Source organism: Burkholderia cepacia GG4 (assembly GCF_000292915.1).
In the GTDB taxonomy this organism is placed as follows: Bacteria; Pseudomonadota; Gammaproteobacteria; order Burkholderiales; family Burkholderiaceae; genus Burkholderia; species Burkholderia cepacia_D.
The window spans coordinates 127,054-148,554 of sequence record NC_018513.1; the positions used below are offsets into that span (position 1 = coordinate 127,054).

18 protein-coding genes and 1 pseudogene are annotated in these 21,501 nt (G+C 68.9%); 11 read left to right on the forward strand and 8 right to left on the reverse strand.

Annotation, left to right across the window (positions count from 1 at the left end):
• Window positions 1-13 precede the first annotated feature (13 nt).
• The gene (cadR, locus tag GEM_RS00570; RefSeq protein ID WP_014895515.1) at window positions 14-445 is read right to left on the reverse strand and encodes a Cd(II)/Pb(II)-responsive transcriptional regulator; all 432 of its coding nucleotides are present in this window, start codon (window positions 443-445) and stop codon (window positions 14-16) included.
• An 81-nt stretch (window positions 446-526) separates the two neighbouring features.
• Here cadR and GEM_RS00575 point away from each other — a divergent pair, with 81 nt between their 5' ends.
• Entirely contained in the window at window positions 527-3,118 is a 2,592-nt protein-coding gene (locus GEM_RS00575) for a heavy metal translocating P-type ATPase (protein ID WP_014895516.1), read from the forward strand.
• Window positions 3,119-3,128: 10 nt separating this feature from the next.
• The gene (locus tag GEM_RS00580) at window positions 3,129-3,494 is read left to right on the forward strand and encodes a zinc ribbon domain-containing protein (protein WP_014895517.1); all 366 of its coding nucleotides are present in this window, start codon (window positions 3,129-3,131) and stop codon (window positions 3,492-3,494) included.
• A gap of 250 nt (window positions 3,495-3,744) precedes the next feature.
• Here the strand turns inward: GEM_RS00580 and GEM_RS00585 are convergent, their stop codons facing one another.
• Window positions 3,745-4,623: an AraC family transcriptional regulator gene (locus GEM_RS00585; RefSeq protein ID WP_014895518.1), complete on the reverse strand. Its 879-nt coding sequence runs from the start codon at window positions 4,621-4,623 to the stop codon at window positions 3,745-3,747.
• A 276-nt stretch (window positions 4,624-4,899) separates the two neighbouring features.
• Here GEM_RS00585 and GEM_RS00590 point away from each other — a divergent pair, with 276 nt between their 5' ends.
• The 4 genes from GEM_RS00590 to eutC all read left to right on the forward strand — a co-directional run bounded on the left by GEM_RS00590 (window position 4,900) and on the right by eutC (window position 10,259).
• Entirely contained in the window at window positions 4,900-6,363 is a 1,464-nt protein-coding gene (locus GEM_RS00590; RefSeq protein ID WP_014895519.1) for a mechanosensitive ion channel, read from the forward strand.
• A 186-nt stretch (window positions 6,364-6,549) separates the two neighbouring features.
• A complete protein-coding gene (gene eat / locus GEM_RS00595; protein WP_014895520.1) occupies window positions 6,550-7,962 on the forward strand; it encodes an ethanolamine permease in 1,413 nt (470 codons plus the stop codon).
• Window positions 7,963-8,073: 111 nt separating this feature from the next.
• The gene (locus GEM_RS00600; RefSeq protein ID WP_014895521.1) at window positions 8,074-9,471 is read left to right on the forward strand and encodes an ethanolamine ammonia-lyase subunit EutB; all 1,398 of its coding nucleotides are present in this window, start codon (window positions 8,074-8,076) and stop codon (window positions 9,469-9,471) included.
• Complete coding sequence (gene eutC, locus GEM_RS00605) at window positions 9,468-10,259, forward strand: ethanolamine ammonia-lyase subunit EutC (RefSeq protein WP_014895522.1); 792 nt, start codon at window positions 9,468-9,470, stop codon at window positions 10,257-10,259. The genes GEM_RS00600 and eutC overlap by 4 nt, the downstream gene beginning before the upstream one ends.
• Window positions 10,260-10,292: 33 nt before the next feature.
• Here eutC and GEM_RS29300 read toward each other — a convergent pair.
• Window positions 10,293-10,394, reverse strand: a pseudogene (locus GEM_RS29300) (LysR family transcriptional regulator); the annotation flags it as partial.
• Window positions 10,395-10,513: 119 nt separating this feature from the next.
• Window positions 10,514-10,942 (reverse strand): pyridoxamine 5'-phosphate oxidase family protein, encoded by a 429-nt coding sequence (locus tag GEM_RS00610; protein WP_014895523.1) that lies wholly within the window; start codon window positions 10,940-10,942, stop codon window positions 10,514-10,516.
• Between the two features lie 319 nt (window positions 10,943-11,261).
• Between GEM_RS00610 and GEM_RS00615 the strand changes: the two genes are divergently transcribed.
• From GEM_RS00615 to GEM_RS00625, 3 genes are all read left to right on the forward strand, one after another.
• Complete coding sequence (locus tag GEM_RS00615; protein ID WP_014895524.1) at window positions 11,262-12,788, forward strand: aldehyde dehydrogenase family protein; 1,527 nt, start codon at window positions 11,262-11,264, stop codon at window positions 12,786-12,788.
• 327 nt (window positions 12,789-13,115) lie between these two features.
• Window positions 13,116-13,658 carry a hypothetical protein gene (locus GEM_RS00620; protein ID WP_041490572.1) on the forward strand — a complete coding sequence of 181 codons (543 nt, stop codon included), beginning with the start codon at window positions 13,116-13,118 and terminating at the stop codon, window positions 13,656-13,658.
• A 190-nt stretch (window positions 13,659-13,848) separates the two neighbouring features.
• Window positions 13,849-14,883 (forward strand): helix-turn-helix domain-containing protein, encoded by a 1,035-nt coding sequence (locus tag GEM_RS00625; RefSeq protein ID WP_014895527.1) that lies wholly within the window; start codon window positions 13,849-13,851, stop codon window positions 14,881-14,883.
• Window positions 14,884-14,932: 49 nt separating this feature from the next.
• On the opposite strand, the gene GEM_RS00630 is transcribed toward GEM_RS00625, so the two are convergent.
• On the reverse strand, window positions 14,933-16,045 hold the full coding sequence (locus GEM_RS00630; protein WP_014895528.1) for a glycosyltransferase family 9 protein: 1,113 nt from the start codon (window positions 16,043-16,045) through the stop codon (window positions 14,933-14,935).
• On the reverse strand, window positions 16,042-17,745 hold the full coding sequence (locus tag GEM_RS00635) for a thiamine pyrophosphate-binding protein (RefSeq protein WP_014895529.1): 1,704 nt from the start codon (window positions 17,743-17,745) through the stop codon (window positions 16,042-16,044). Before GEM_RS00635 ends, GEM_RS00630 begins: the two co-directional genes overlap by 4 nt.
• A gap of 309 nt (window positions 17,746-18,054) precedes the next feature.
• On the opposite strand from GEM_RS00635, the gene GEM_RS00640 reads away from it, so the two are divergent.
• Together GEM_RS00640 and GEM_RS00645 are read left to right on the forward strand one after the other, a co-directional pair.
• Complete coding sequence (locus tag GEM_RS00640; RefSeq protein ID WP_014895530.1) at window positions 18,055-18,516, forward strand: hypothetical protein; 462 nt, start codon at window positions 18,055-18,057, stop codon at window positions 18,514-18,516.
• Entirely contained in the window at window positions 18,513-18,797 is a 285-nt protein-coding gene (locus tag GEM_RS00645; RefSeq protein WP_014895531.1) for a type II toxin-antitoxin system RelE/ParE family toxin, read from the forward strand. Before GEM_RS00640 ends, GEM_RS00645 begins: the two co-directional genes overlap by 4 nt.
• Window positions 18,798-18,884: 87 nt before the next feature.
• Here GEM_RS00645 and GEM_RS00650 read toward each other — a convergent pair whose 3' ends face one another.
• A complete protein-coding gene (locus GEM_RS00650; protein WP_014895532.1) occupies window positions 18,885-20,273 on the reverse strand; it encodes an L-serine ammonia-lyase in 1,389 nt (462 codons plus the stop codon).
• 30 nt (window positions 20,274-20,303) lie between these two features.
• Window positions 20,304-21,440: an alginate lyase family protein gene (locus GEM_RS00655; protein WP_014895533.1), complete on the reverse strand. Its 1,137-nt coding sequence runs from the start codon at window positions 21,438-21,440 to the stop codon at window positions 20,304-20,306.
• Between the last annotated feature and the right edge of the window lie 61 nt (window positions 21,441-21,501).

The following is a 21,501-nucleotide window of genomic DNA, read 5'->3' on the forward strand; positions in this document are numbered from 1 at the left end:
TTCCACAAGGGTTTCAGCCGAGGTGCGAACGTTTCGCGGCCGGCGCGACGGTTTCCATCGTCGCGAGACCGTGCACGATTCCGCAGTCCTCGACCGAATGTTCACCGACGCACTGGCGGCGCAATTCGGTGAGCTGGTCGCGCAGATGGGTCAGTTCGGCGAGGCGCGCATCGACGTGGCCGATGTGTTCGTCGAGCAGCGCGTTGATCGAATCGCATGGATCGGCTGGCGTGTCGGTGAGCTGCAGCAGCGCGCGGATTTCGTCGTGCGCCATGTCGAGCGCGCGGCAGTTGCGGATGAAGCGCAGTCGTTCGACGTGCACGTCGGTGTAGTTGCGGTAGTTCGAATCGGTGCGCTCCGCGTCCGGCATCAGCCCCTCCTTCTCGTAGAAGCGGATCGTTTCGGGCGTGCAGCGGGCCGCCTTGGCCAGTTCGCCGATCTTCATGGCTTTCTCCGTTGTAAGGGTTGACCTTGTAGTGGCTTCAGGGTGTTAACTCTACACCGTCAAGCCATAGAGGAGGTTGTCATGACCGACGCCCAGCGTACCCACGACCCACGACACCGTCATGCCGGCGGCGCCAAGACCTGCTGCGCCGACGCGCGCGACACGCAGGCGGCGACCGTTGCCGACGCGGCGCCGGCGGCCGGCGAGCACGCACACGGCGACGCGGCGGCGCGCGGCGCGCAGCCGCATGCAGGCGGCCACGATCATGAGCACGATCACGCATCCGTGCACGGCGCGGGGCAAGAACACGCCCACGGCGACCATGCCGGCCACGCGCACGGCGACGGGCACGGGCACGGGCATGGCGCGGCGTGCTCGCACGATCACGCGGCGCATGACCATGCTGGTCACGACCACGACCACGACCACGACCACGACCACGACCACGACCACGACCACGCGGCCGGCGACTGCTGCGCGCCTGCCGCGCTGACGCTCGCGCCGCTGCCGGTCGCGCGGGCGATCGCATCGGGCCACGTGCGCTCGGCGTTCCGGATCATGCAGATGGACTGCCCGACCGAGGAAACGCTGATCCGCAAGAAGCTCGGCGCAATGCAGCAGGTGTCGGCACTCGAATTCAACCTGATGCAGCGGATGCTGACCGTCGAACACGTGCCGGGCGCGCAGCCGGCGATCGAAAGCGCGATCCGCACGCTCGGGATGACGCCGGAGGCCGCGTCGGCCGACGCGCCGGCAACGTCCGTCGCGCCGCCGCCCGCGAAGCCGTGGTGGCCGCTCGCGCTGGCCGGCGTCGCCGCGATCGCGTCCGAGGCCGTGAGCTGGGCCGGCCTGCCGGTGTGGCTGTCGGCGGTGCTGGCGCTCGCGGCGGTGCTCGCATGCGGGCTGACCACCTACAAGAAAGGCTGGATCGCGATTCGCAACGGCAACCTCAACATCAACGCGCTGATGAGCATCGCGGTGACGGGCGCGATGGCGATCGGCCAGTGGCCGGAAGCCGCGATGGTGATGGTGTTGTTCACGATCGCCGAGCTGATCGAGGCGAAGTCGCTCGATCGCGCGCGCAATGCGATTCAGGGCCTGATGCAGCTCGCGCCGGATACGGCGACCGTGCAGGACGCCGACGGCTCGTGGCGCACGATCGAGGCCGCGCAGGTCGCGCTCGGCGCAGTCGTGCGCGTAAAGCCGGGCGAGCGGATCGGGCTGGACGGCGAGGTCGTCGCGGGCCGCTCGACGGTGAACCAGGCGCCGATCACCGGCGAGAGCCTGCCGGTCGACAAGGCGGCCGGCGACGCGGTGTACGCGGGCACGATCAACGAATCGGGCTCGTTCGATTATCGCGTGACGGCGGTCGCGGCCAACTCGACGCTGGCGCGGATCATCCATGCGGTCGAGGAAGCGCAGGGCGCGAAGGCGCCGACGCAGCGCTTCGTCGACCAGTTCGCGCGCGTCTATACGCCGATCGTGTTCGCGGTCGCGCTGCTGGTCGCGGTGGCGCCGCCGCTCGTGCTGGGCGGCGCATGGCACGACTGGATCTACCGTGCGCTGGTGCTGCTCGTGATCGCATGCCCGTGCGCGCTGGTGATCTCGACGCCGGTGACGATCGTGTCGGGGCTCGCGGCCGCAGCGCGGCGCGGGATTCTCGTGAAGGGCGGCGTGTATCTGGAAGAAGGCCGCAAGCTCGCGTGGCTCGCACTCGACAAGACCGGCACGATCACGCACGGCAAGCCGGTGCAGACCGACTTCGACCTGCATGCATCCGGCGTCGACGCCGTGCACGTGCGTCGCCTCGGCGCGAGCCTCGCGGCGCGTTCCGATCACCCGGTGTCGCAGGCGATCGCCGCGGCGGCCCGCGACGCGCAGGCGGTGGCGTTCGCCAATGTAGAGGATTTCGAAGCACTCGTCGGACGCGGCGTGCGCGGCACGATCGACGGCGCACGCTACTGGCTCGGCAACCACCGGCTCATCGAGGAACTCGAACGCTGCTCGCCGGTGCTGGAGGCGAAGCTCGACGCGCTCGAGCGGCAGGGCAAGAGCGTCGTGATGCTGGTCGACGACACGCGCGTGCTCGGCATCTTCGCGGTCGCCGACACGATCAAGGACACCAGCCGCGCGGCGATCGCCGACCTGCACGCGCTCGGCATCCGCACCGCGATGCTGACCGGCGACAACCCGCACACCGCGCAGGCGATCGCCCGGCAGGCCGGCATTGACGATGCGCGCGGCAACCAGCTGCCAGAGGACAAGCTCGCGGCAGTCGAGGAACTGTCGGCCGGCGGCGCGGGCGCGGTCGGGATGGTCGGCGACGGGATCAACGACGCGCCGGCGCTCGCGCGCGCCGACATCGGCTTCGCGATGGGCGCGATGGGCACCGACACCGCGATCGAGACGGCCGACGTCGCGCTGATGGACGATGACCTGCGCAAGATTCCCGCGTTCGTGCGGCTGTCGCGCGCGACGCACCGCGTGCTGGTGCAGAACATCGGCTTCGCGCTCGGCGTGAAGATCGTGTTCCTCGGCCTCACGGTCGCCGGGCTCGGCACGATGTGGATGGCCGTGTTTGCCGACGCGGGCGCGAGCCTGATCGTCGTCGGCAACGGCTTGCGGCTGCTGTCGAAGGCGGGCGTGTTCGAGAGCGCGCAGCCGAAGCGCTGAGGAGCGGGCGATGAGCTTTCTGAAACGGATCCTGGGCGGCCACGCTAGTGGCCACGGCGGTGGGCATGGCGATGGCGGCCATGGTGGCGAGCATCACGGCGCGCCGCGCCGCGACGATCACGGCGGCCATGATGCGCGCGGCCGCGATCGTCACGGGTGGGGCTGGCAGCCGTCGTCCGACGGCCATGGCGGCAAGGGCGGCAACGTGCCGGTGCGCCAGATCGCCTGCGCGGGTTGCGGCGCGCTCAACGGGACGGATGCGCGATTCTGCGCGCAGTGCGGCACAGCACAGCGCGGCAGGGCCTGCAGCCGCTGCCACGCGGCGCTGGCCGCCGACGCCCGGTTCTGCCCGGGCTGCGGGACGCAAGCCGGCTAAGGCGCGATCGCCGGCCTCGTTGCCGGCGTGAAAGCCGACCAGCGACGGTATGGCGCCTGCAACGGGCGTCGCCGTGCACCTCAGCACCTCAGCACCTCAGCACCTCAGCACCTCAGCACCTCAGCACCTCAGCACCTCAGCACCTCAGCACCTCAGCACCTCAGCACCTCAGCACCCCAGCACCCCAGCACCCCAGCACCCCAGCACCCCAGCACCCCAGCACCCCAGCACCCCAGCACCGCCCCGTCGATCAACGCAGCGGCAAATGGATCTCCGTGCGCAGGTCGGCCGGCGCCGCATCCATCGGCGTATTCAGGTACAGCTCGAACGGCGGCGCATCGGCGGCTTCGCGGCCCGAGTGACGCAGCCAGTCGCCGTACAGCCACTGGTAGGCCGTCTTCAGGTCCGCATACGGTCCCGTATGCAGCAGCACCGCGTAGTCGCCGCCCGCGATCGTCGTGCGCTCGACCGGCGGCGCCGGCTCGACGTCCGGCGCGCCGGTGGCCGGCACGAAGCACGCTTTCGCGCGCAGCTGCGCTTCCGGCGTCGTATCCGGATCGTCATGGAAGATCCCGATCATCTTCGCGCCGGGGCCGATCATTCCGTGCTGCCCGGCCCACGCGCCGATCCGCCCGAACGCGTCGCCGACCTTCAGGTACGCGCCCGTATGCGCGACCGCATAACCGCGCAGTTCCGGTTGCTGCCGGATTTCGACTTCATGCTTGAACATGTCTTCCTCTCCTCGCTGTAATGGATAGATCGGCCGATGGACCCCGGCGCGCCGGTGCTGTGCGGGCGGCACGCCGTAAGCATCGCGAAATGCGCGGGCGAACGCGTGCGTCGAGCCGTAACCGGCGCGCCGCGCGATCGCGTCGAGCGGCAGCGCCGTGCAGACGAGATCCTCGGACGCTCGCACGATTCGCATCCGCCGCACCGTCAGCACGATCGACTCGCCGTACAGCGCGCGATAGACGCGCTGCCAGTGATACGGCGACAGGCACGCGATGTCGGCGAGCCGGTTCAGGTCGAGCGTGTCGTCGAGGTGCGCGCGGATATAGTCGTGCACGCGCGCGACCCGCGCCGCATAGCGGACCCACGCAGGCGTTTCGGCTTTCGTTTCAACGGTCATTGGCGCGCCCCGGCAAGCATCGACGTCACGGTAGCACGCCGCCGTTTGATAAATCTTGCGGAGATGCGTAGGGCACCGAAATCTGCCCCCTTTTTATTTGGCCGAAATGGGGTCTCGTCCCCGCCGATAACTGTCTAAAGTTAAAGACGGTGAAATCGGGTCAACGCGTCATTTTTCTCGGGTAAGTTGCTTCGGGCGGCAAAGCACGGTTTTCGAAGTACGCAGGTAGTTCGTCGATGTTCAATCGCAACGCCACGTTTTTCGGGAGAAGAAGAAATGGATGCTTCCAGCTTCATCACGTCGCTGCAGACCACGCTAGGCGGATACCTGCCCAAGATCGCCGGCGCGATCGGCATCCTGGTGATCGGCTGGCTGATCGCCGTGGCGGTGCGGGCCGGCGCGCTCCGGCTGCTCAATGCGCTGAAGGTCGATCAGCGGATCAACGAAAGCACCGGCCAGGGCGCGTACGTCGAGCGCATCATCGCCGGCGGGCTGTTCTGGCTCGTGCTGCTCGTCACCGCGGTGGGCATCTTCAACGTGCTCAACCTGTACGCGGTCTCCAATCCGTTCTCGCTGCTCGTCACGCACATCGTCAACTACCTGCCGAACCTGATCGGCGGCGCGGCGCTGACGCTGATCGCGTGGCTCATCGCATCTCTGCTGCGCAGCCTCGCGAACCGCGCGCTGAAGGCGAGCAAGGTCGACGACAAGCTGTCCGAAAGCGCTGGCATGCAGCCGATGAGCGGCTATCTCGGCGACGTGCTGTTCTGGCTCGTGATCCTGATGTTCCTGCCGGCGATTCTCGCGTCGTTCGCGCTGTCCGGCCTGCTGTCGCCGGTGCAGGGGATGGTCGACAAGCTGCTCGAGATCGTGCCGAACGTGTTCGCGGCCGCGGTGATCGGCTTCGTCGGCTGGGTCGTCGCGCGCGTGCTGCGCGGCCTCGTGACGAACCTGCTGGTCGCCGCCGGCGCCGACCGCCTCACCGCGCGTCTGGACAGCCCGACGCCGGTGCGCGTGTCGAGCCTGATCGGCACGATCGTCTACGTGTTCGTGTTCGTGCCGACGCTGATCTCCGCGCTCGACGCGCTGAAGATCGAAGCAATCTCGATTCCCGCCACCAACATGCTGAACCAGTTCCTCGGCGCGGTGCCGGACATCGTCGCGGCGATCGTGATCGTGCTCGTCACGTTCTATTTCGCGCGCTTCGTCGCGTCGCTCGCGCAGAAGCTGCTGGAAGCCGCCGGTGCCGACGGACTGCCGGCCGTGCTTGGCGTCGAACGCGTGTTTTCGGGGATGCTGCAGCCGTCGGTGCTGGTCGCGCGGCTGATCGTGTTCTTCGCGATGCTGTTCGCGGCGGTCGAGGCCGCGAACCGGCTCGGCTTCACGCAGGTGCGCGACGTCGTCACGCTGTTCATCGAATTCGGCGGCCACGTGCTGATGGGCGGCGTGATCCTCGTGATCGGCGTGTGGCTCGCGGGCCTCGCGCGCCGCGTGATCGAGCAGGCCGACCGAGAGCACAGCGTGTTGTTCGCGCGGATCGCGCAATTTGCGATCCTCGGCCTGGTGTTCGCGATGGGGCTGCGCGCGATGGGCATCGCGAACGAGATCGTGCAGCTCGCGTTCGGCCTCGTGCTCGGCGCGATCGCGGTGGCGGTCGCGCTGTCGTTCGGCCTCGGCGGTCGCGAAGCGGCCGGCAAGCTGCTCGACCGCTGGTTCAACCAGCGCGGCGGCGGCCAGTAAGCGGGTCGCGGCGGTCCGGCTGCCGCGGGCGGCCGGATCGCGGTGGGGACGCAGGCGGCGGCGTTGCGGTGGGCGAAATGTCAGCCGTCATCTTTGCCGAATTTCGATAACACGTCGTTTAATGACTCTCTAGCATCGATTCTCAGTCGCGCGGGCCGGCAGGCCGGCGCCTTTCAGGAGAATCCGATGAAAGCAGAGTCGAATGGCCGGCCCGCCGCCGGCGCCAAGTCGTCCGGCCAGCCCGCGCTGCAGCAGACGCTCGGGACCTGGCAACTGTGGGGTATCGCGGTCGGCCTCGTGATTTCAGGCGAATACTTCGGCTGGAGCTACGGCTGGGCGAGCGCGGGCACGCTGGGTTTCGTGGTCACCGCGCTGTTCGTCGCGGCGATGTACACCACCTTCATCTTCAGCTTTACCGAACTGACGACGTCGATCCCGCATGCGGGCGGCCCGTTCGCGTATGCGCGCCGGGCGTTCGGCCCGGCAGGCGGCTACCTGGCCGGCGCCGCGACACTCGTCGAGTTCGTGTTCGCGCCGCCTGCGATCGCGCTCGCGATCGGCGCGTACCTGCACGTGCAGTTTCCGGGGCTCGAACCGAAACATGCGGCGATGGGCGCGTATCTCGTGTTCATGGCGCTGAACATCGTCGGCGTGCAAATCGCGGCGACCTTCGAACTGGTCGTCACGCTGTTCGCGATCTTCGAGCTGCTGGTGTTCATGGGCGTCGTGTCGCCGGGCTTCGCGTGGAGCAACTTCATGAAGGGCGGCTGGTCGGGCGCCGATCATTTCAGCGTCGGCGCATTCCACGGGATGTTCGCGGCGATCCCGTTCGCGATCTGGTTCTTCCTCGCGATCGAGGGCGTCGCGATGGCCGCCGAGGAAGCGAAGAACCCGAAGCGCTCGATCCCGATCGCATACGTGGCCGGCATCCTGACGCTCGTCACGCTCGCGGTCGGCGTGATGGTGTTCGCCGGCGGCGCGGGCGACTGGACCAAGCTCGCGAACATCAACGACCCGCTGCCGCAGGCGATGAAATACATCGTCGGCGCAAACAGCGGCTGGATGCACATGCTCGTGTGGCTCGGGCTGTTCGGGCTCGTCGCGTCGTTCCACGGGATCATCCTCGGCTATTCGCGCCAGATCTTCGCGCTGGCCCGTGAAGGCTACCTGCCGGAGTGGCTCGGGAAGGTGCATCCGCGCTTCAAGACGCCGCATCGCGCGATTCTCGCGGGCGGCGTGGTCGGGATCGCGGCGATCTACAGCGACGAGCTGATCCAGTTCGGCGGCCAGACGCTCACCGCGAACATCGTGACGATGTCGGTGTTCGGTGCGATCGTGATGTATATCGTAAGCATGGCGGCGCTGTTCAAGCTGCGTCGCTCGCAGCCGAACATGGAGCGGCCGTTCCGCGCGCCGCTGTACCCGTTCTTCCCGGCATTCGCGATCGTGGCGGCCCTGATTTGCCTCGGGACGATGGTGTACTTCAACGGGCTGGTGGCGATGGTGTTCGTCGCGTTCCTCGCGCTCGGCTACGCGTACTTCCTCGCGACCCGTTCGCAGCGCGCGAGCGCGCCGGGCGACGTGCTGCTCGAGGAGTGACGATGGCGAACCTGCAAGGCCGTTCCTGACGGCATCCGGCGCGCCCCGTCGAACGGGCGCGCCATCGCCGTCCGGCAACGATGGGCAAGGACTGGCAAGGAGATTCGAACGATGTCCTACACGGAGACGATCGGCCCGCGCACGTACCGTTTCGCGGACCTGAAGACATTGCTCGCGAAGGCGAGCCCGCTGCGCTCCGGCGACCAGCTCGCCGGCGTCGCGGCGGCCAGCGAGGAGGAGCGCGTCGCCGCGAAGATCGCACTTGCGGGCGTGCCGCTGAAAGCCTTCCTGAGCGAGGCGGTGATTCCGTACGAACACGACGAAGTCACGCGCCTGATCATCGACGATCACGATGCGGCCGCGTTCGCGGAAATCTCGCACCTCACCGTCGGCGATTTCCGCAATTGGCTGCTGTCGCCCGCGGCCGACGGCGCCGCGCTCGAGCGGATCGCGCCGGGCCTCACGCCCGAGATGGTCGCGGCCGTGTCGAAGCTGATGCGCAACCAGGACCTGATCGCCGCCGCGCGCAAGCGCCGCGTCGTCACGCGTTTTCGCAACACGGTCGGGCTGGCCGGCCGGATGTCGGTTCGGCTGCAGCCGAACCACCCGACCGACGACGTGAAGGGCATCGCCGCGTCGATGCTCGACGGGCTGATGTACGGCTGCGGCGACGCGATGATCGGCATCAACCCGGCGACCGACAGCCTCGCGGCGATCGTGAAGCTGCTCGCGATGATCGACACGTTCCGCGAGCGCTACGGCGTGCCGACCCAGTCGTGCGTGCTCACCCACGTCACCAACACGATCGCCGCGATCGAGAAGGGCGCGCCGGTCGATCTGGTGTTCCAGTCGATCGCGGGCACCGAGAAGGCGAACGCGAGCTTCGGGATCTCGCTCGCGCTGCTCGGCGAGGCGCGCGAGGCCGCGCTGTCGCTCGAGCGCGGCACCGTCGGCAACAACCTGATGTATTTCGAGACGGGGCAGGGCAGCGCGCTGTCGGCGAACGCGCACTTCGGCGTCGACCAGCAGACCTGCGAGGTGCGCGCGTACGCGGTCGCGCGCAAGTTCGATCCGTTCCTGGTGAACACGGTGGTCGGCTTCATCGGGCCCGAATACCTGTACGACGGCAAGCAGATCATCCGCGCGGGGCTCGAGGATCACTTCTGTGGGAAGCTGCTCGGCGTGCCGATGGGCTGCGACATCTGCTACACGAACCACGCGGAAGCCGACCAGGACGACATGGACACGTTGCTGACGCTGCTGGGTGCGGCCGGCATCAACTTCATCATGGGGATTCCGGGCGCGGACGACGTGATGCTGAACTACCAGAGCACGTCGTTTCACGACCAGCTCTACGTGCGCGAGGTGCTCGGCCTGCGCCGCGCGCCCGAGTTCGAGGAATGGCTGGAGACGATGGAGATCGCCGACGCGCACGGCGCGCTGCGCGCCGCGAGCTCGCGCGTGCCGCTGCTCTCGGGCGCGAACGACTGGATGGGGATTTCCGCATGAGCGACGCCGTCGAAAAGAACCCGTGGGCGCAGCTGAAGTCGTTCACGAACGCGCGGATCGCGCTCGGCCGCGCGGGCAACAGCCTGCCGACCGCGCCGCTGCTCGCGTTCAACCTGTCGCACGCGCAGGCGCGTGACGCCGTGCACCAGCCGCTCGACGCGGACGCGTTGCGGCGCGAGATCGACGCAGCCGGCTTCGCGACGCTCGGCGTGCAGAGTGCGGCGCCCGACCGCCAGCATTACCTGCGCCGGCCCGACCTCGGCCGCAAGCTGTCGGACGACGGACGCGCGCTCCTGGCCGGCTATGGCGCCGCGCTCGACGATGCGCCGGACATCGTGTTCGTGGTCGGCGACGGGCTGTCGGCGTTCGCGGCCGCGAAGCAGGCGTTGCCGCTGCTGCAGGCCGTGCGGCCGCGGCTCGACGCGGACGGCTGGCGGCTCGGGCCGGTGGTGGTCGCGACGCAGGCGCGCGTCGCACTCGGCGACGAGATCGGCGAGTTGCTGCGCGCGCAGGTCGTCGCGATGCTGATCGGCGAACGGCCGGGGCTCAGTTCGCCGGACAGCCTCGGCGTGTACCTCACCTGGGCGCCGAAGGTCGGCTGCCACGACGCGCTGCGCAATTGCATCTCGAACGTGCGGCCCGAAGGGCTGCCGCATGCCGCCGCCGCACACAAGCTGCATTACCTGATCACACATGCGCGCCGGCTCGGGCTCACGGGTGTCGGGCTGAAGGACGACAGCGATGCGCTGCTGCCGCAGCAGGAAGCGGAGCGGATCGGCGCCGAGTGATGGCGTGACGCGGCGGTGCACGCCGCGCGGTGACTTGAACAGCCGCTCGCACCGGAGGTCGACGAACACGCGCAGCTTCGGCGACAGCTGCCGGCTCGACGGCGACACGATCGAGAACTGGTCCGGCGCGATCCGGCAACGACGGCCGTGCATTTCGCGATCGTCACCTTCCTGCCGCGACGACCGGCCACCCGCGTCGCGTCAACCCGCATACGTGAACGCTCCGCATCGGCGGCGACCGGGCGCCGCACCCATCACGCCAGCACGAGCGGCGGCAGCGCCGCATCGGCCCGCGCGTGCGCACTTGCCACTTCAACGACCACATAGCGCCGCGCATCGGGCCACAGGTGCGCGCGGCTTCCCGCATCCTCGTCGATCGTCGCGCGTCCCTGCACGAGCCACGTCGTCTGCCGGACGAAATCGACGAACAGCAGCGCGATTGCCGGATTCACGAGCAGGTTGCCGATCGTGTTGAACAGGTTGTTGCCTGCGAAGTCGGGCAACACCAGCGTGCGGCGATCGGGCAGGTCGACGAGCAGTTCGAACGAACCGTCTGCGCGCGGCTGCCGGCCGCGATACGAGCAGTCGCTGTCGCCGGCCGCGTTCGCGGTCGCGACGATCAGGAAGGCCTGTTCGCGGATGAACGCGACGGCGTCGTCGGTCAGGGGGGCCGGATCGCTCATGGTTTCGGTCGGCGCGTGGTCGGTGCGGGCGGATTTGCGATCCGCACGCAAGCGACATGCCAGGCACGAGCACGTGATGCGCAGATGCGGCTGCGCACAGGCGCTGTGGAAAATCCGAACACCCCGCCGCGCCGCTGTGTCATCGCGGTGTTCAGAATCGGTACACCCGTTCGCCGCGCGCGGATGCCCCGCACGGCGCGCGGCCGCACACGCCGCTCCTGTTCCGTTTCCGCTCCGTTTGGCACGCATGTTGCGTAAACGGTGCAGCGCGATCCAACCGGCGCTGCATTCACACAAGCACGATGAACAGGAGACATGTATGAACCCGTTTGACCTGAAGCAACTGGGCCTCGACGTCGAATATCCGTATCGTCAGCAGTACGACAACTACATCGGCGGCAAGTGGGTTCCGCCGGTGAAGGGTGAGTACTTCGAGAACGTGTCGCCGATCAACGGCAAGCCGTTCTGCCGCGTGCCGCGCTCGGGTGCCGACGACATCGAGCTCGCGCTCGACGCCGCGCATGCCGTGCGCCGCAAGTGGGGCAAGACGTCGGTGGCCGAGCGCGCGAACCTGCTGCTCGCCGCTGCCGACCGGATGGAAAAGAACCTGAAGCTGCTCGCGGTGGCCGAGACGATCGACAACGGCAAGCCGCTGCGCGAGACGATGGCGGCCGACTTGCCGCTCGCGATCGACCACTTCCGCTATTTCGCGGGCTGCATCCGCGCGCAGGAAGGCGGCATTTCCGAAATCGACGACAACACCGTCGCGTATCACTTCCACGAGCCGCTCGGCGTGGTCGGCCAGATCATCCCGTGGAACTTCCCGCTGCTGATGGCCGCGTGGAAGCTCGCGCCGGCGCTCGCGGCCGGCTGCTGCGTCGTGATGAAGCCGGCGGAGCAGACGCCCGCATCGGTGATGGTGCTGATGGAGCTGATCGGCGACCTGTTCCCGGCCGGCACGATCAACATCGTGAGCGGCTTCGGCAAGGAAGCGGGCGAGGCGCTCGCGACCAGCAAGCGGATCGCGAAGATCGCGTTCACCGGCTCGACGCCGGTCGGCAAGCACATCCTGCATGCGGCGGCCGACAGCCTGATCCCGTCGACGGTCGAACTGGGCGGCAAGAGCCCGAACATCTTCTTCGCCGACGTGCTCGACCAGGACGACGCGTTCCTCGACAAGGCGCTGGAAGGGCTCGCGATGTTCGCGCTGAACCAGGGCGAAGTGTGCACGTGCCCGTCGCGGATCCTGATCCAGGAATCGATCTACGAGCGCTTCATCGAGAAGGCCGTCGCGCGCGTCGAGCGCATCAAGGGCGGCCACCCGCTCGACCTGCAGACGATGATCGGCGCGCAGGCGTCGCAGCAGCAGCTCGACAAGATCCTGTCGTACATCGACATCGGCCGCGACGAAGGCGCGCAATGCCTGACGGGCGGCGAGCGTACGGCGCCGGCCGCCGAGCTCGGCACGGGCTACTACGTGAAGCCGACGATGCTGCTCGGCAACAACAAGATGCGCGTGTTCCAGGAAGAGATCTTCGGGCCGGTCGCGTCGGTGATGACGTTCAAGGACGAGCAGGAAGCGATCGAACTCGCGAACGACACGTTCTACGGGCTCGGCGCGGGCGTGTGGACGCGCAACGGCACGCGTGCGTACCGGATGGGCCGCGAGGTCGAGGCCGGCCGCGTGTGGACCAACTGCTATCACCTGTATCCCGCGCATGCGGCGTTCGGCGGCTACAAGCAGTCGGGGATCGGTCGCGAGACGCACAAGATGGCGCTGTCGAACTATCAGCAGACGAAGTGCCTGCTGGTCAGCTACCAGGCCGAGGCGCTCGGGTTCTTCTGAGCACCGGAGCAGGGGCGAAGGGCCGGAGCCGGCCGGTCGGCAGCGCAACGCCGACCGGTGCGGTTGCCGGCTCCGGACGGCGACGCGTTTGACGCCGGATTGCCGGGGAACGTTCGACGGCCGGGCGATGCGGGTCCGGCCGTCGCGCGGTGCCCGCACCGCGGCAATGCGCTGACGATCGTCGATCCGGCACTTCGCCGTTTTTGCGTTTCGACATTCGATACGCGGCGTCGGCCGTGCGTTGCTGCGGCCTGCGCCGGAAACGATACCGGCAGTCGCGGGTTCGCGGCCGCAGGGTGTGCACCGATGGGTCCGACAGAAACCAGCATGGCAGAACCGCCCCGATCCTTGCCGCGCCACCCGGTGTTCCACGCGGGCGAACTCGACGCGCATCAGCGCTTCGGCGTCGCCGACGAAGCCGAGCGGATGAGCGACGTCGTGACGACGCGGGTGAGCATCGGCGTGCGGCAGTTCATCGAATCGCAGCCGTTCATGTTCGTCGGCACGACGAGCGGCGCACCGGCACGCGTGACCTGCGACATCGTGCAGAGCCTGCGCGACGCGAACGGCGATCTGCTGCCGGTCGTGCGCGTGATCGACACGAAAACGCTGCGCTTCGCGTTGCCGACGCACGGCGCCGCTGGCCGGATCGATGCGCGCGCATGCGACGGCAGCGGCGTCGGGCTGCTGTTCGTCGATTTCGTGCGCGGCATCCGCTACCGGATCAACGGCCGCGCGACGGTGCGCGCCGATCTGCCGGGCGCGGACGCAACGCCCTGGGCGGCCGGCAGCCCGATCGTCGAGTTGGCGATCGTGCAGGCGTACGGAAATTGCGGCACGCGGGTCGTGCGGCTCCGACCGGGTACATAGCCGGTCCTGGCCGCTAGCCGGCGGCGGCGCGCCTGCCGCACCCGCACGGTGCGCGACACGCCGCCTTCGGGTGCGCCCGCATGGCGCGCGCGGCCCGGGCAGCGTGGAATGACGGGCTTGTCGCCGAACCGCCCGGTTCGGCACGGGACTTGCATGATGGACGCGGTGCCGGGCAGGTGAGGAGAACACGATGGAGCGACGCATGGAGTGCATTGACGAGCCGACGGCCGAGGACACGCGGTGCAGCGCGCAGGGCGACGACGCGCTGGCCGGCCAGGCCGTGGTCAGCGTCGCACACGACGCCGACGAGCAGGCGCGCAACCTGATCGGCTGGCGGCAGACTTACGACCAGCTCGCGGCGGGCCGCTTCGTCGGCACGCTGACCGAGCTGCCGCTCGACACGATGAAGCTGTTTCGCGAATCGACCAGCCACCTGCTGCGCCAGGCGTGCGAGGTGCGCGGCGATGCGTACTGGTTCGGCATCCCGCTCGCGGGCGACGGCACCGCGCGCGTCGATGCGTGCCGCATCGGGCCCGGCGCGCTGGCGTTCCGGCCCGGCAACGTCGAATTCGAATTGCTGACGCCTGCGCAGTTCTCGATCTATGGCGTCGTCGTGCGCGGCGACGTGCTGCGCCGCTATGCGGAAGAAGTCGAACGCCGCGCGCTCGACGAGCGGCTGTTCACACAGCGCGTGATCCAGGCCGGCGATACGCGGCTCGCGCGCCTGTGCGCGCTGCTCGGCCGCCGGCTCGACGGCGCGGCGGCCGTCGGCGGCCCGCTGCCCGATGCGCAGCGCGACGACCTGCAGGCCGAGGTGCTGGCCGCACTGTTCGACGCATGCGCGCAACCGGCGGACGACGGTGCCGGCGGCGCGCCGTCGACGCGGCGCTGGATCGTCGAGCAGGCGCGCGACTACGTGCTCGCGCACCGCACGCGCCCGGTCGGCGTGCCGGAGCTGTGCGAGCAGCTGCTCGTGAGCCGGCGCACGCTGCAGTACTGTTTCCAGGACGTGCTCGGCATGGCACCCGCGACCTATCTGCGCACGCTGCGGCTGAACGGCGCGCGGCGCGATCTGTGCGGGCGGGCCGCGGGTTCGGTGCAGGACGTCGCGGAGGCGTGGGGCTTCTGGCACCTGAGCCAGTTCGCGACCGACTACCGGCGGCTGTTCGGCAAGCGGCCGTCGGAGACGCTGCGCGATCGCGCGGTGATGGTGGCGGCGGGATGAGCCGGGCGGCGGCACGTGGATACCGCTGCGTGTTCGGTCTTTCGGGCGACTATCTCGTTTCGATTTTCGATTCGGCCGTAGCCGCGGCTGCGCGCGGTGCCGGCCACGGCAGCGCATCCCAGTCAATCGTCCGATAGGCGGCTTCGACTGCCGCGAGATCGTCCGGCCGTTCGCTGCGATGCATGCCGTGCAATGCGTCCGGCAGGTCGAGCGCGACCGGCACGCAGTGCGGATAGTCACGCACGCGCAGCGTCGGCCTGATCGTCGTGAAGCAGCCGAGGGTCGGCACGTCGAAGCCGTCGGCGAGATGCAGCGCGGCCGTGTCGGGCGCGAACAGCACGCTCGCACCCTTGATCCATGTGATGAAGCATGCGGTGTCGGTCGCGTCGCGGCTCACGTCGACATACGCGGGATGCGCGACGGGGCCGAACCCGACCACCGGCAGCCCGTAGCGCTGCACGAGTCGCTCCACGCATGCCGCGCGCAGCGCCGGCGGCACGCTGCGCACCGCGGTGCTCGCATTCGGGCAGAACAGCACGTACGGCCGCTGCCATTCGGCCGGCAGCGCGGGCAGGCGCAGCCGCGCGAGCCAGCGGTTGCGCTTCGCGGCGGCCGGCACTGCGGCCGGGTCCGCGCCGAGCGCGTCGAGAAAGAAATCGATCATCGGCTGCGACGCGAACGCGGGCCAGTACAGGTGATTGCCGAGATCGATGCACGGCACGTGCGCGGGCAGCGCATCGATCGTGCAGGGCAGCGCGCGTGACGGCGCGACGACGTCGGCCGCGAGCGCATACAGCGCGTCGACGTAGCGCGGCGCGCGGGCCGGCCGGTACAGCGTGAAGCGCAGGCCGGGATGCGCGCCGCGCAATGCGTCGAGCGCGGTCAGCCCGATCACCGAATCGCCGAGCGTGACGCCCATCCCGTTGATCACGTGCACGTCCGTCGCGCGGTCGTAGTCGAGCCGGAACGGTCGGTGCGCGGCGTGCAGCAAACCCAGCGCCGGTGCGGCTGGCACGTGGCCTTCCGCGCGATCGCTGCCGTGCTCGATGTCGTACGGCGCGACGAGCGTGCCGTCGGGCGCGAGCAGCGTGCCGGGGTGGACGAGCGCGTCATCGTGCGACAGCGCGAGGCCGGCCGGCACGGCGTGCGTCCGCACCTTCATATGCCGCGTGCGCGGCGGCCCTGCTCGCGGATCTGCTCGAGCGTCGCCGCCGGTGTGCTGGCATCCTGCGGGATGCGGATCTCGATCAGCGCCGGCAGCCCGCAAGTCAGTGCGCGCTCGAGCGCGGGCGCGAAATCGGCGGTGCGCTCGACCGTCTCGCCGTGCGCGCCAAACGCGCGCGCATACGCGGCGAAATCGGGGTTCGTGAGCCCCGTGCCGTGCACGCGTCCCGGATAGTTGCGCTCCTGATGCATGCGGATCGTGCCGAAATGACCGTTGTTGACGACGATCACGACGATGTTCAGCCCGTATTGCATCGCGGTCGCGAGCTCGTTGCCGGCCATCATGAAGCAGCCGTCGCCGGCGAGCGCGACGACGGCCCGCGACGGATACAGCGACTTGGCGGCAAGCGCGGCCGGCAGCCCGTAACCCATCGCGCCGCTGGTCGGCGCGAGCTGCGAGCGGAAGTGCCGGTATGCGAAGTGGCGATGCAGCCAGATCGCGTAGTTGCCGGCGCCGTTGGTCAGGATCGCGTCGTGCGGCAGGCGCTCGCGCAGCTGTACCATCACGTCGCCGAGCTGGACGTCGCCGGGCATCGGCAGCGGCGCATGCCATTCGCGGTACGCGCGGTGCGCGTCGGCGGCCGTGCCGGCCCACGCGGGGTGCGCCGGCGGTTCGAGCGCGGCGAGCGGCGCCAGGAACTCGGGCATCCCCGACACGATCGGCAGGTCGGCCGCATACACGCGGCCGAGTTCGTCCGCACCCTGGTGCACGTGGATCAGCGTCTGGCGTGTTTTCGGGATGTCGAGCAGCGTGTAGCCGCCCGTCGTCGCCTCGCCGAGCCGCGGGCCGAGCACCAGCAGCAGGTCGGCGTCGCGGATGCGCTTGCCGAGCGCGGGATTGATCCCGAGGCCGACGTCGCCCGCATAGTTCGGGTGCGCGTTGTCGAAGGTGTCCTGGAAGCGGAACGCGCAGGCGACCGGCAGTTGCCAGCGTTCGACGAAGGTGCGCAAGTTCGCGCATGCGTCGGGCGTCCAGCCGCTGCCGCCGACGATCGCGAACGGCCGCTCGGCGCGTGCGAGCCGCTCGCGCAGCTCGTCGATCTGCGCGGCCGACGGCGATGCCGCGACGCGTTTCGCGGCGGGTACGACGGGCTGCGCCGCGCAGGCCTCGGACAGCACGTCCTCCGGCAGCGCGAGCACGACCGGGCCGGGCCGGCCGGACGTCGCGACGTGGAACGCGTGGCTCAGGTATTCGGGAATGCGGCGCGGGTCGTCGATCTGCGCGACCCATTTCGCCATCTGGCCGAACATCCGGCGGTAGTCGATTTCCTGGAAGGCTTCACGGTCGAGGTGCTCGCGCGCGCACTGGCCGACGAACAGGATCATCGGCGTCGAATCCTGGAACGCGGTGTGAACGCCGATCGACGCATGGGTCGCGCCGGGCCCGCGCGTGACGAACGCGATGCCGGGGCGGCCGGTCAGCTTGCCGACCGCCTCCGCCATGTTCGCGGCCGCCGCCTCGTGGCGGCAGACGACCGTCTGGATGCGCGCGGTGTCGTCCGCCAGCGCATCGAGTACGGCGAGGAAGCTCTCGCCCGGCACGCAGAACACGCGTTCGACGTGATTGGCGAGCAACGCATCGACGAGCAGTCGCGCACCGGTGGTGGCGCGCGGCTCGAGTTCCTTGGAATGCGACATGGGCTGCCGTCTCCCTGGGTAGCGGGACGTACAGCTTACGCCCGTTGGCAGGGCGCCGGTACGCCGGCCGGTGAAAAGTGTCGGAACGGCGGGCGACCGGGCCGTGTGTGTTGCACGTGCTGGTTTCGGCTGGCCGAGCGGCCAGCTTGTGCATGCTCGCGCGGTGGTGAAAAAGTGGGCGCTACGGACGTCGAGCCGGACGCTTGCCCCGACTTGAAAAGAGGGGCGCCCAAGTAACAATAAAATGGGATTCCATTTAATAGTAAAATTTCGGCACGTGACTGATGGATAACGGAATCGAGGATCACCATGGCAACCGAAACGATCGATCAAAAGACGTTGGTGGAACTGGTCGAAGCCGGCGCCGTACGCGGGGCCCGTGTGGTCGGTTGCGGCAACGGCTGGGCGCTGTCGGCCCGTTGCGGCGTGCACGAACGCTTCCTGTCGGCCAAGCGCGGCGACGTGCGGGTGTTTCGTCGTTTTGAGACGCTGGTCGGTTTTCTGCGCGACATCGGCATCAGCCGGTTCGATGTGGATGCGTCGACGTACGACCCGGATGCGGCCGGCCGGGCAACCCGGCCCGATCGCGCGGCTGCGTTGAAGGCGGCACACGAGGCAGCGGCCCACGATCGCTGGTTTCGCGAGCAGGTGCAGCAGGCACTGGACGATCCGCGTGCGTCGATTCCCGACGCCGAAGTCAGCGCCGACTTCGCGTCGCGCCGTGCGGCGCTGCGTGAACGGCTCGCGGGCAGGCGCGGGGATGCTTCTTGACGCTCGCGCTGCACTGGAATCCGAAGGCGTGCGAGGATCGCGCCGCGATCATGGACTACCTCGGCGAGGACGACCCGCTGGCCGCGCTCGAACTCGACGAACTGTTGGAAGAACGGGCCGCGATGTTACCAGCCCACGCCGAGCTGTATCGGCAAGGGCGGGTGGCCGGCACGCGCGAGCTGGTGATCGCGCCGAACTACGTGCTCGTGTATCGCCTCCGGCCGGCCGACGGCATCGTGGAGATTCTCCGCGTGCTGCATGCGCGACGGCAGTGGCCGTGATGTACGGCGCGCCCGGGAAAACGCCAGGGGCGCCGAGGGACGTTCACTTGGGCGAAGCTTGGCGTCAAGCGACAGGCACGCGGACACTCAGCACTCGACGATATTCACGGCCAGCCCGCCGCGCGACGTTTCCTTGTACTTCGTCTTCATGTCGGCGCCCGTCTCGCGCATCGTCTTGATCACCGAGTCGAGCGACACATAGTGCGAGCCGTCGCCGCGCAGCGCCATGCGCGCGGCGTTGACGGCCTTCACCGACGCCATCGCGTTGCGTTCGATGCACGGGATCTGCACCATCCCGCCGACCGGGTCGCAGGTGAGGCCGAGGTTGTGCTCCATGCCGATCTCGGCTGCGTTCTCGACCTGGCGCGGCGTGCCGCCGAGCACGGCCGCGAGCGCGCCGGCCGCCATCGAGCATGCGACCCCCACTTCGCCCTGGCAGCCCACTTCCGCGCCCGAGATCGACGCGTTGAGCTTGTAGAGAATGCCGATCGCGGCGGCCGTCAGCAGGAAGTCGATCACGCCCTGCTCGTTTGCGCCCGGCGTGAAGCGCGTGTAGTAGTGCAGCACGGCCGGAATGATGCCGGCTGCGCCGTTGGTCGGAGCGGTGACGACGCGGCCGCCGGCCGCGTTTTCCTCGTTGACTGCGATCGCGTACAGGTTGATCCAGTCGACCATCGACAGCGGATCCTGCAGCGCGCGCTCCGGGTTGCCGGTCAGCGCGCGATACAGCTGCGGCGCGCGGCGCTTGACCTGGAACGGGCCGGGCAGGTTGCCGTCGGCCTCCGGGTTGCCGATCCCGCAGCCGCGGGACACGCACGACTGCATCACGGCCCAGATCTTCAGCAGCCCGTCGCGCGTCTGTTCCTCGGTGTGCCACGCGCGCTCGTTTTCCCACATCAGTTGCGCGATCGACTTGCCGGTCGCTTCGGTCAGCGCGAGCAGCTCGGCGCCGGTGCGGAACGGGTGCGTCATCTGCTCGGCCGCGCTCAGCACCTTCGTGTTCGGCGCGCCGGCCGTCACGACGAAGCCGCCGCCGACCGACAGGTAAGTGCGCTCGACCAGCACCGCGCCGTTCGCATCGGACGCGCGCAGCTTCATCCCGTTCGGGTGCTCGGGCAGCGCTTGCCGGTAGAACGCGATGTTTTCCTTCAGCACGAACGGCACCGGATGCGTGCCGAGCAGCGCGAGTTGCTTCGACTTGCGGACGTCCTCGAGCCGCGCGTCGATCGTTTCGGGGTCGACGGTGTCGGGCGCGTCGCCGAGCAGGCCGAGCATCACGCCGCGGTCGGTGCCGTGGCCCTTGCCGGTCGCGCCGAGCGAGCCGTACAGCTCGACCTTCACGTGGGCCGTCGCGTCGAGCAGCCCGTCGCGCTCGAGGCCCTGGACGAACATCAGCGCCGCACGCATCGGTCCGACCGTATGCGAACTGGACGGGCCGATGCCGATCTTGAAGAGGTCAAACACGCTGACTGCCATTTTGATTCCTGCCTTGCTATAAGAATAATGCTAGCGCGCCTGCAATGGCAGGCACGCGGCGAGCCATGCGGGCGGCATGGGGGATAGCTGCCGCGCGACACGGGCATAGCGCCCGTCGAGCCGCGCGGCCAGATGAAAGAGTTCGGTGGCGTTTTTCGGGTCCCACTGCCCCGTGTAGCCCGGCAAGCCGGCTTCGCGGCGCTTCGCGTCGAACGGCACCGGCGAATTCACGAATTCCTCGTGCGTCTTCTCGCCGAGCGCATACGGCACGAGCCAGTCGAGCGCGGCCGCGAGCGTCGCGCCGTTCGCGCCACGCTCGCGCAGCCAGTTGCGGTTGAAGCGGCGCGCGGCGAGCGCGGCCGTCACCAGCGGCTGCAGGTCGTACACCGCGTAGTGCAGCGCGTCGCGTTCGTCGAAATCCCAGGTCTTGCCGTCCGGGCCGATGTTGTCGGCGAGATGCTCGACGAACAGCCGCTGCGCGGCGTTCATCATCTTGCGATCGCCGAGCGTGAACGCGGACAGCGCGATCAGCTTGATCCGGTGGCTTTGCCAGTTGTTGCGCCAGGTGCCGGCGAGCGGGCGCTTCTGCGCGTCGATCTGCGCGACATAGCCGGCGCCGAGCTTCGCGATGAACGCCGCCGTCGCGTTGCGCGTCTTGACCGGCAGCGCGCTCGCCGTCATGTCGTATGCGACGATCAGGCTGTCGAAGCGCGTCTCGTCGATCGGGTTGAAGCTCGGCTGGTAGGTCGAGACCCACGCGGACAGGAACCGGTCGACGAGCTGCAGGTAGCGCGGCGCATTGGTCACGCGCCACGCGAGCGCGGCGTCGCGCATCAGCTCCATGTCCTTCAGCGCGTCGGCGCTCTGGTCGTAGATGCCTTCGTGCGGCAGCGTGCCTTCGGTGTGCACGCGCGCCATTGCCTTCGGCTGCTCGCCGATGCGCGCGTCGACGCTGCGGATCAGCGCCTGCACGCCCGGCTCGGCCTGCGTTGTCTCGCTTGCCTGCAACGCGGGCGCTGCGCAGAAATTCATTGCCGCGCGCGCGCTGCCGGCCGTGCCGAGGCCGGCGGCGGCAAACGACAGCGACGCGACGAGCAGCGGCACGAAGCGGCGCGTGCGCGGCCGCTTCTGCGTTGCACCATGGCCCGGAAACATCGGACGCACCATGCGGAACTCCTTGATTGGCTGGATCGCGTGTGATGTTAGCCGGATTGGCGGGCAAGCGTGA

What these genes read in the sequence shown, in the direction of transcription:
- cadR (WP_014895515.1), bottom strand. Translation starts at nt 445, where the DNA reads ATGAAGATCGGCGAACTGGCCAAGGCGGCCCGCTGCACGCCCGAAACG.
- GEM_RS00575 (WP_014895516.1), top strand. Translation starts at nt 527, where the DNA reads ATGACCGACGCCCAGCGTACCCACGACCCACGACACCGTCATGCCGGC.
- GEM_RS00580 (WP_014895517.1), top strand. Translation starts at nt 3,129, where the DNA reads ATGAGCTTTCTGAAACGGATCCTGGGCGGCCACGCTAGTGGCCACGGC.
- GEM_RS00585 (WP_014895518.1), bottom strand. Translation starts at nt 4,623, where the DNA reads ATGACCGTTGAAACGAAAGCCGAAACGCCTGCGTGGGTCCGCTATGCG.
- GEM_RS00590 (WP_014895519.1), top strand. Translation starts at nt 4,900, where the DNA reads ATGGATGCTTCCAGCTTCATCACGTCGCTGCAGACCACGCTAGGCGGA.
- eat (WP_014895520.1), top strand. Translation starts at nt 6,550, where the DNA reads ATGAAAGCAGAGTCGAATGGCCGGCCCGCCGCCGGCGCCAAGTCGTCC.
- GEM_RS00600 (WP_014895521.1), top strand. Translation starts at nt 8,074, where the DNA reads ATGTCCTACACGGAGACGATCGGCCCGCGCACGTACCGTTTCGCGGAC.
- eutC (WP_014895522.1), top strand. Translation starts at nt 9,468, where the DNA reads ATGAGCGACGCCGTCGAAAAGAACCCGTGGGCGCAGCTGAAGTCGTTC.
- GEM_RS00610 (WP_014895523.1), bottom strand. Translation starts at nt 10,942, where the DNA reads ATGAGCGATCCGGCCCCCCTGACCGACGACGCCGTCGCGTTCATCCGC.
- GEM_RS00615 (WP_014895524.1), top strand. Translation starts at nt 11,262, where the DNA reads ATGAACCCGTTTGACCTGAAGCAACTGGGCCTCGACGTCGAATATCCG.
- GEM_RS00620 (WP_041490572.1), top strand. Translation starts at nt 13,116, where the DNA reads ATGGCAGAACCGCCCCGATCCTTGCCGCGCCACCCGGTGTTCCACGCG.
- GEM_RS00625 (WP_014895527.1), top strand. Translation starts at nt 13,849, where the DNA reads ATGGAGCGACGCATGGAGTGCATTGACGAGCCGACGGCCGAGGACACG.
- GEM_RS00630 (WP_014895528.1), bottom strand. Translation starts at nt 16,045, where the DNA reads ATGAAGGTGCGGACGCACGCCGTGCCGGCCGGCCTCGCGCTGTCGCAC.
- GEM_RS00635 (WP_014895529.1), bottom strand. Translation starts at nt 17,745, where the DNA reads ATGTCGCATTCCAAGGAACTCGAGCCGCGCGCCACCACCGGTGCGCGA.
- GEM_RS00640 (WP_014895530.1), top strand. Translation starts at nt 18,055, where the DNA reads ATGGCAACCGAAACGATCGATCAAAAGACGTTGGTGGAACTGGTCGAA.
- GEM_RS00650 (WP_014895532.1), bottom strand. Translation starts at nt 20,273, where the DNA reads ATGGCAGTCAGCGTGTTTGACCTCTTCAAGATCGGCATCGGCCCGTCC.
- GEM_RS00655 (WP_014895533.1), bottom strand. Translation starts at nt 21,440, where the DNA reads ATGGTGCGTCCGATGTTTCCGGGCCATGGTGCAACGCAGAAGCGGCCG.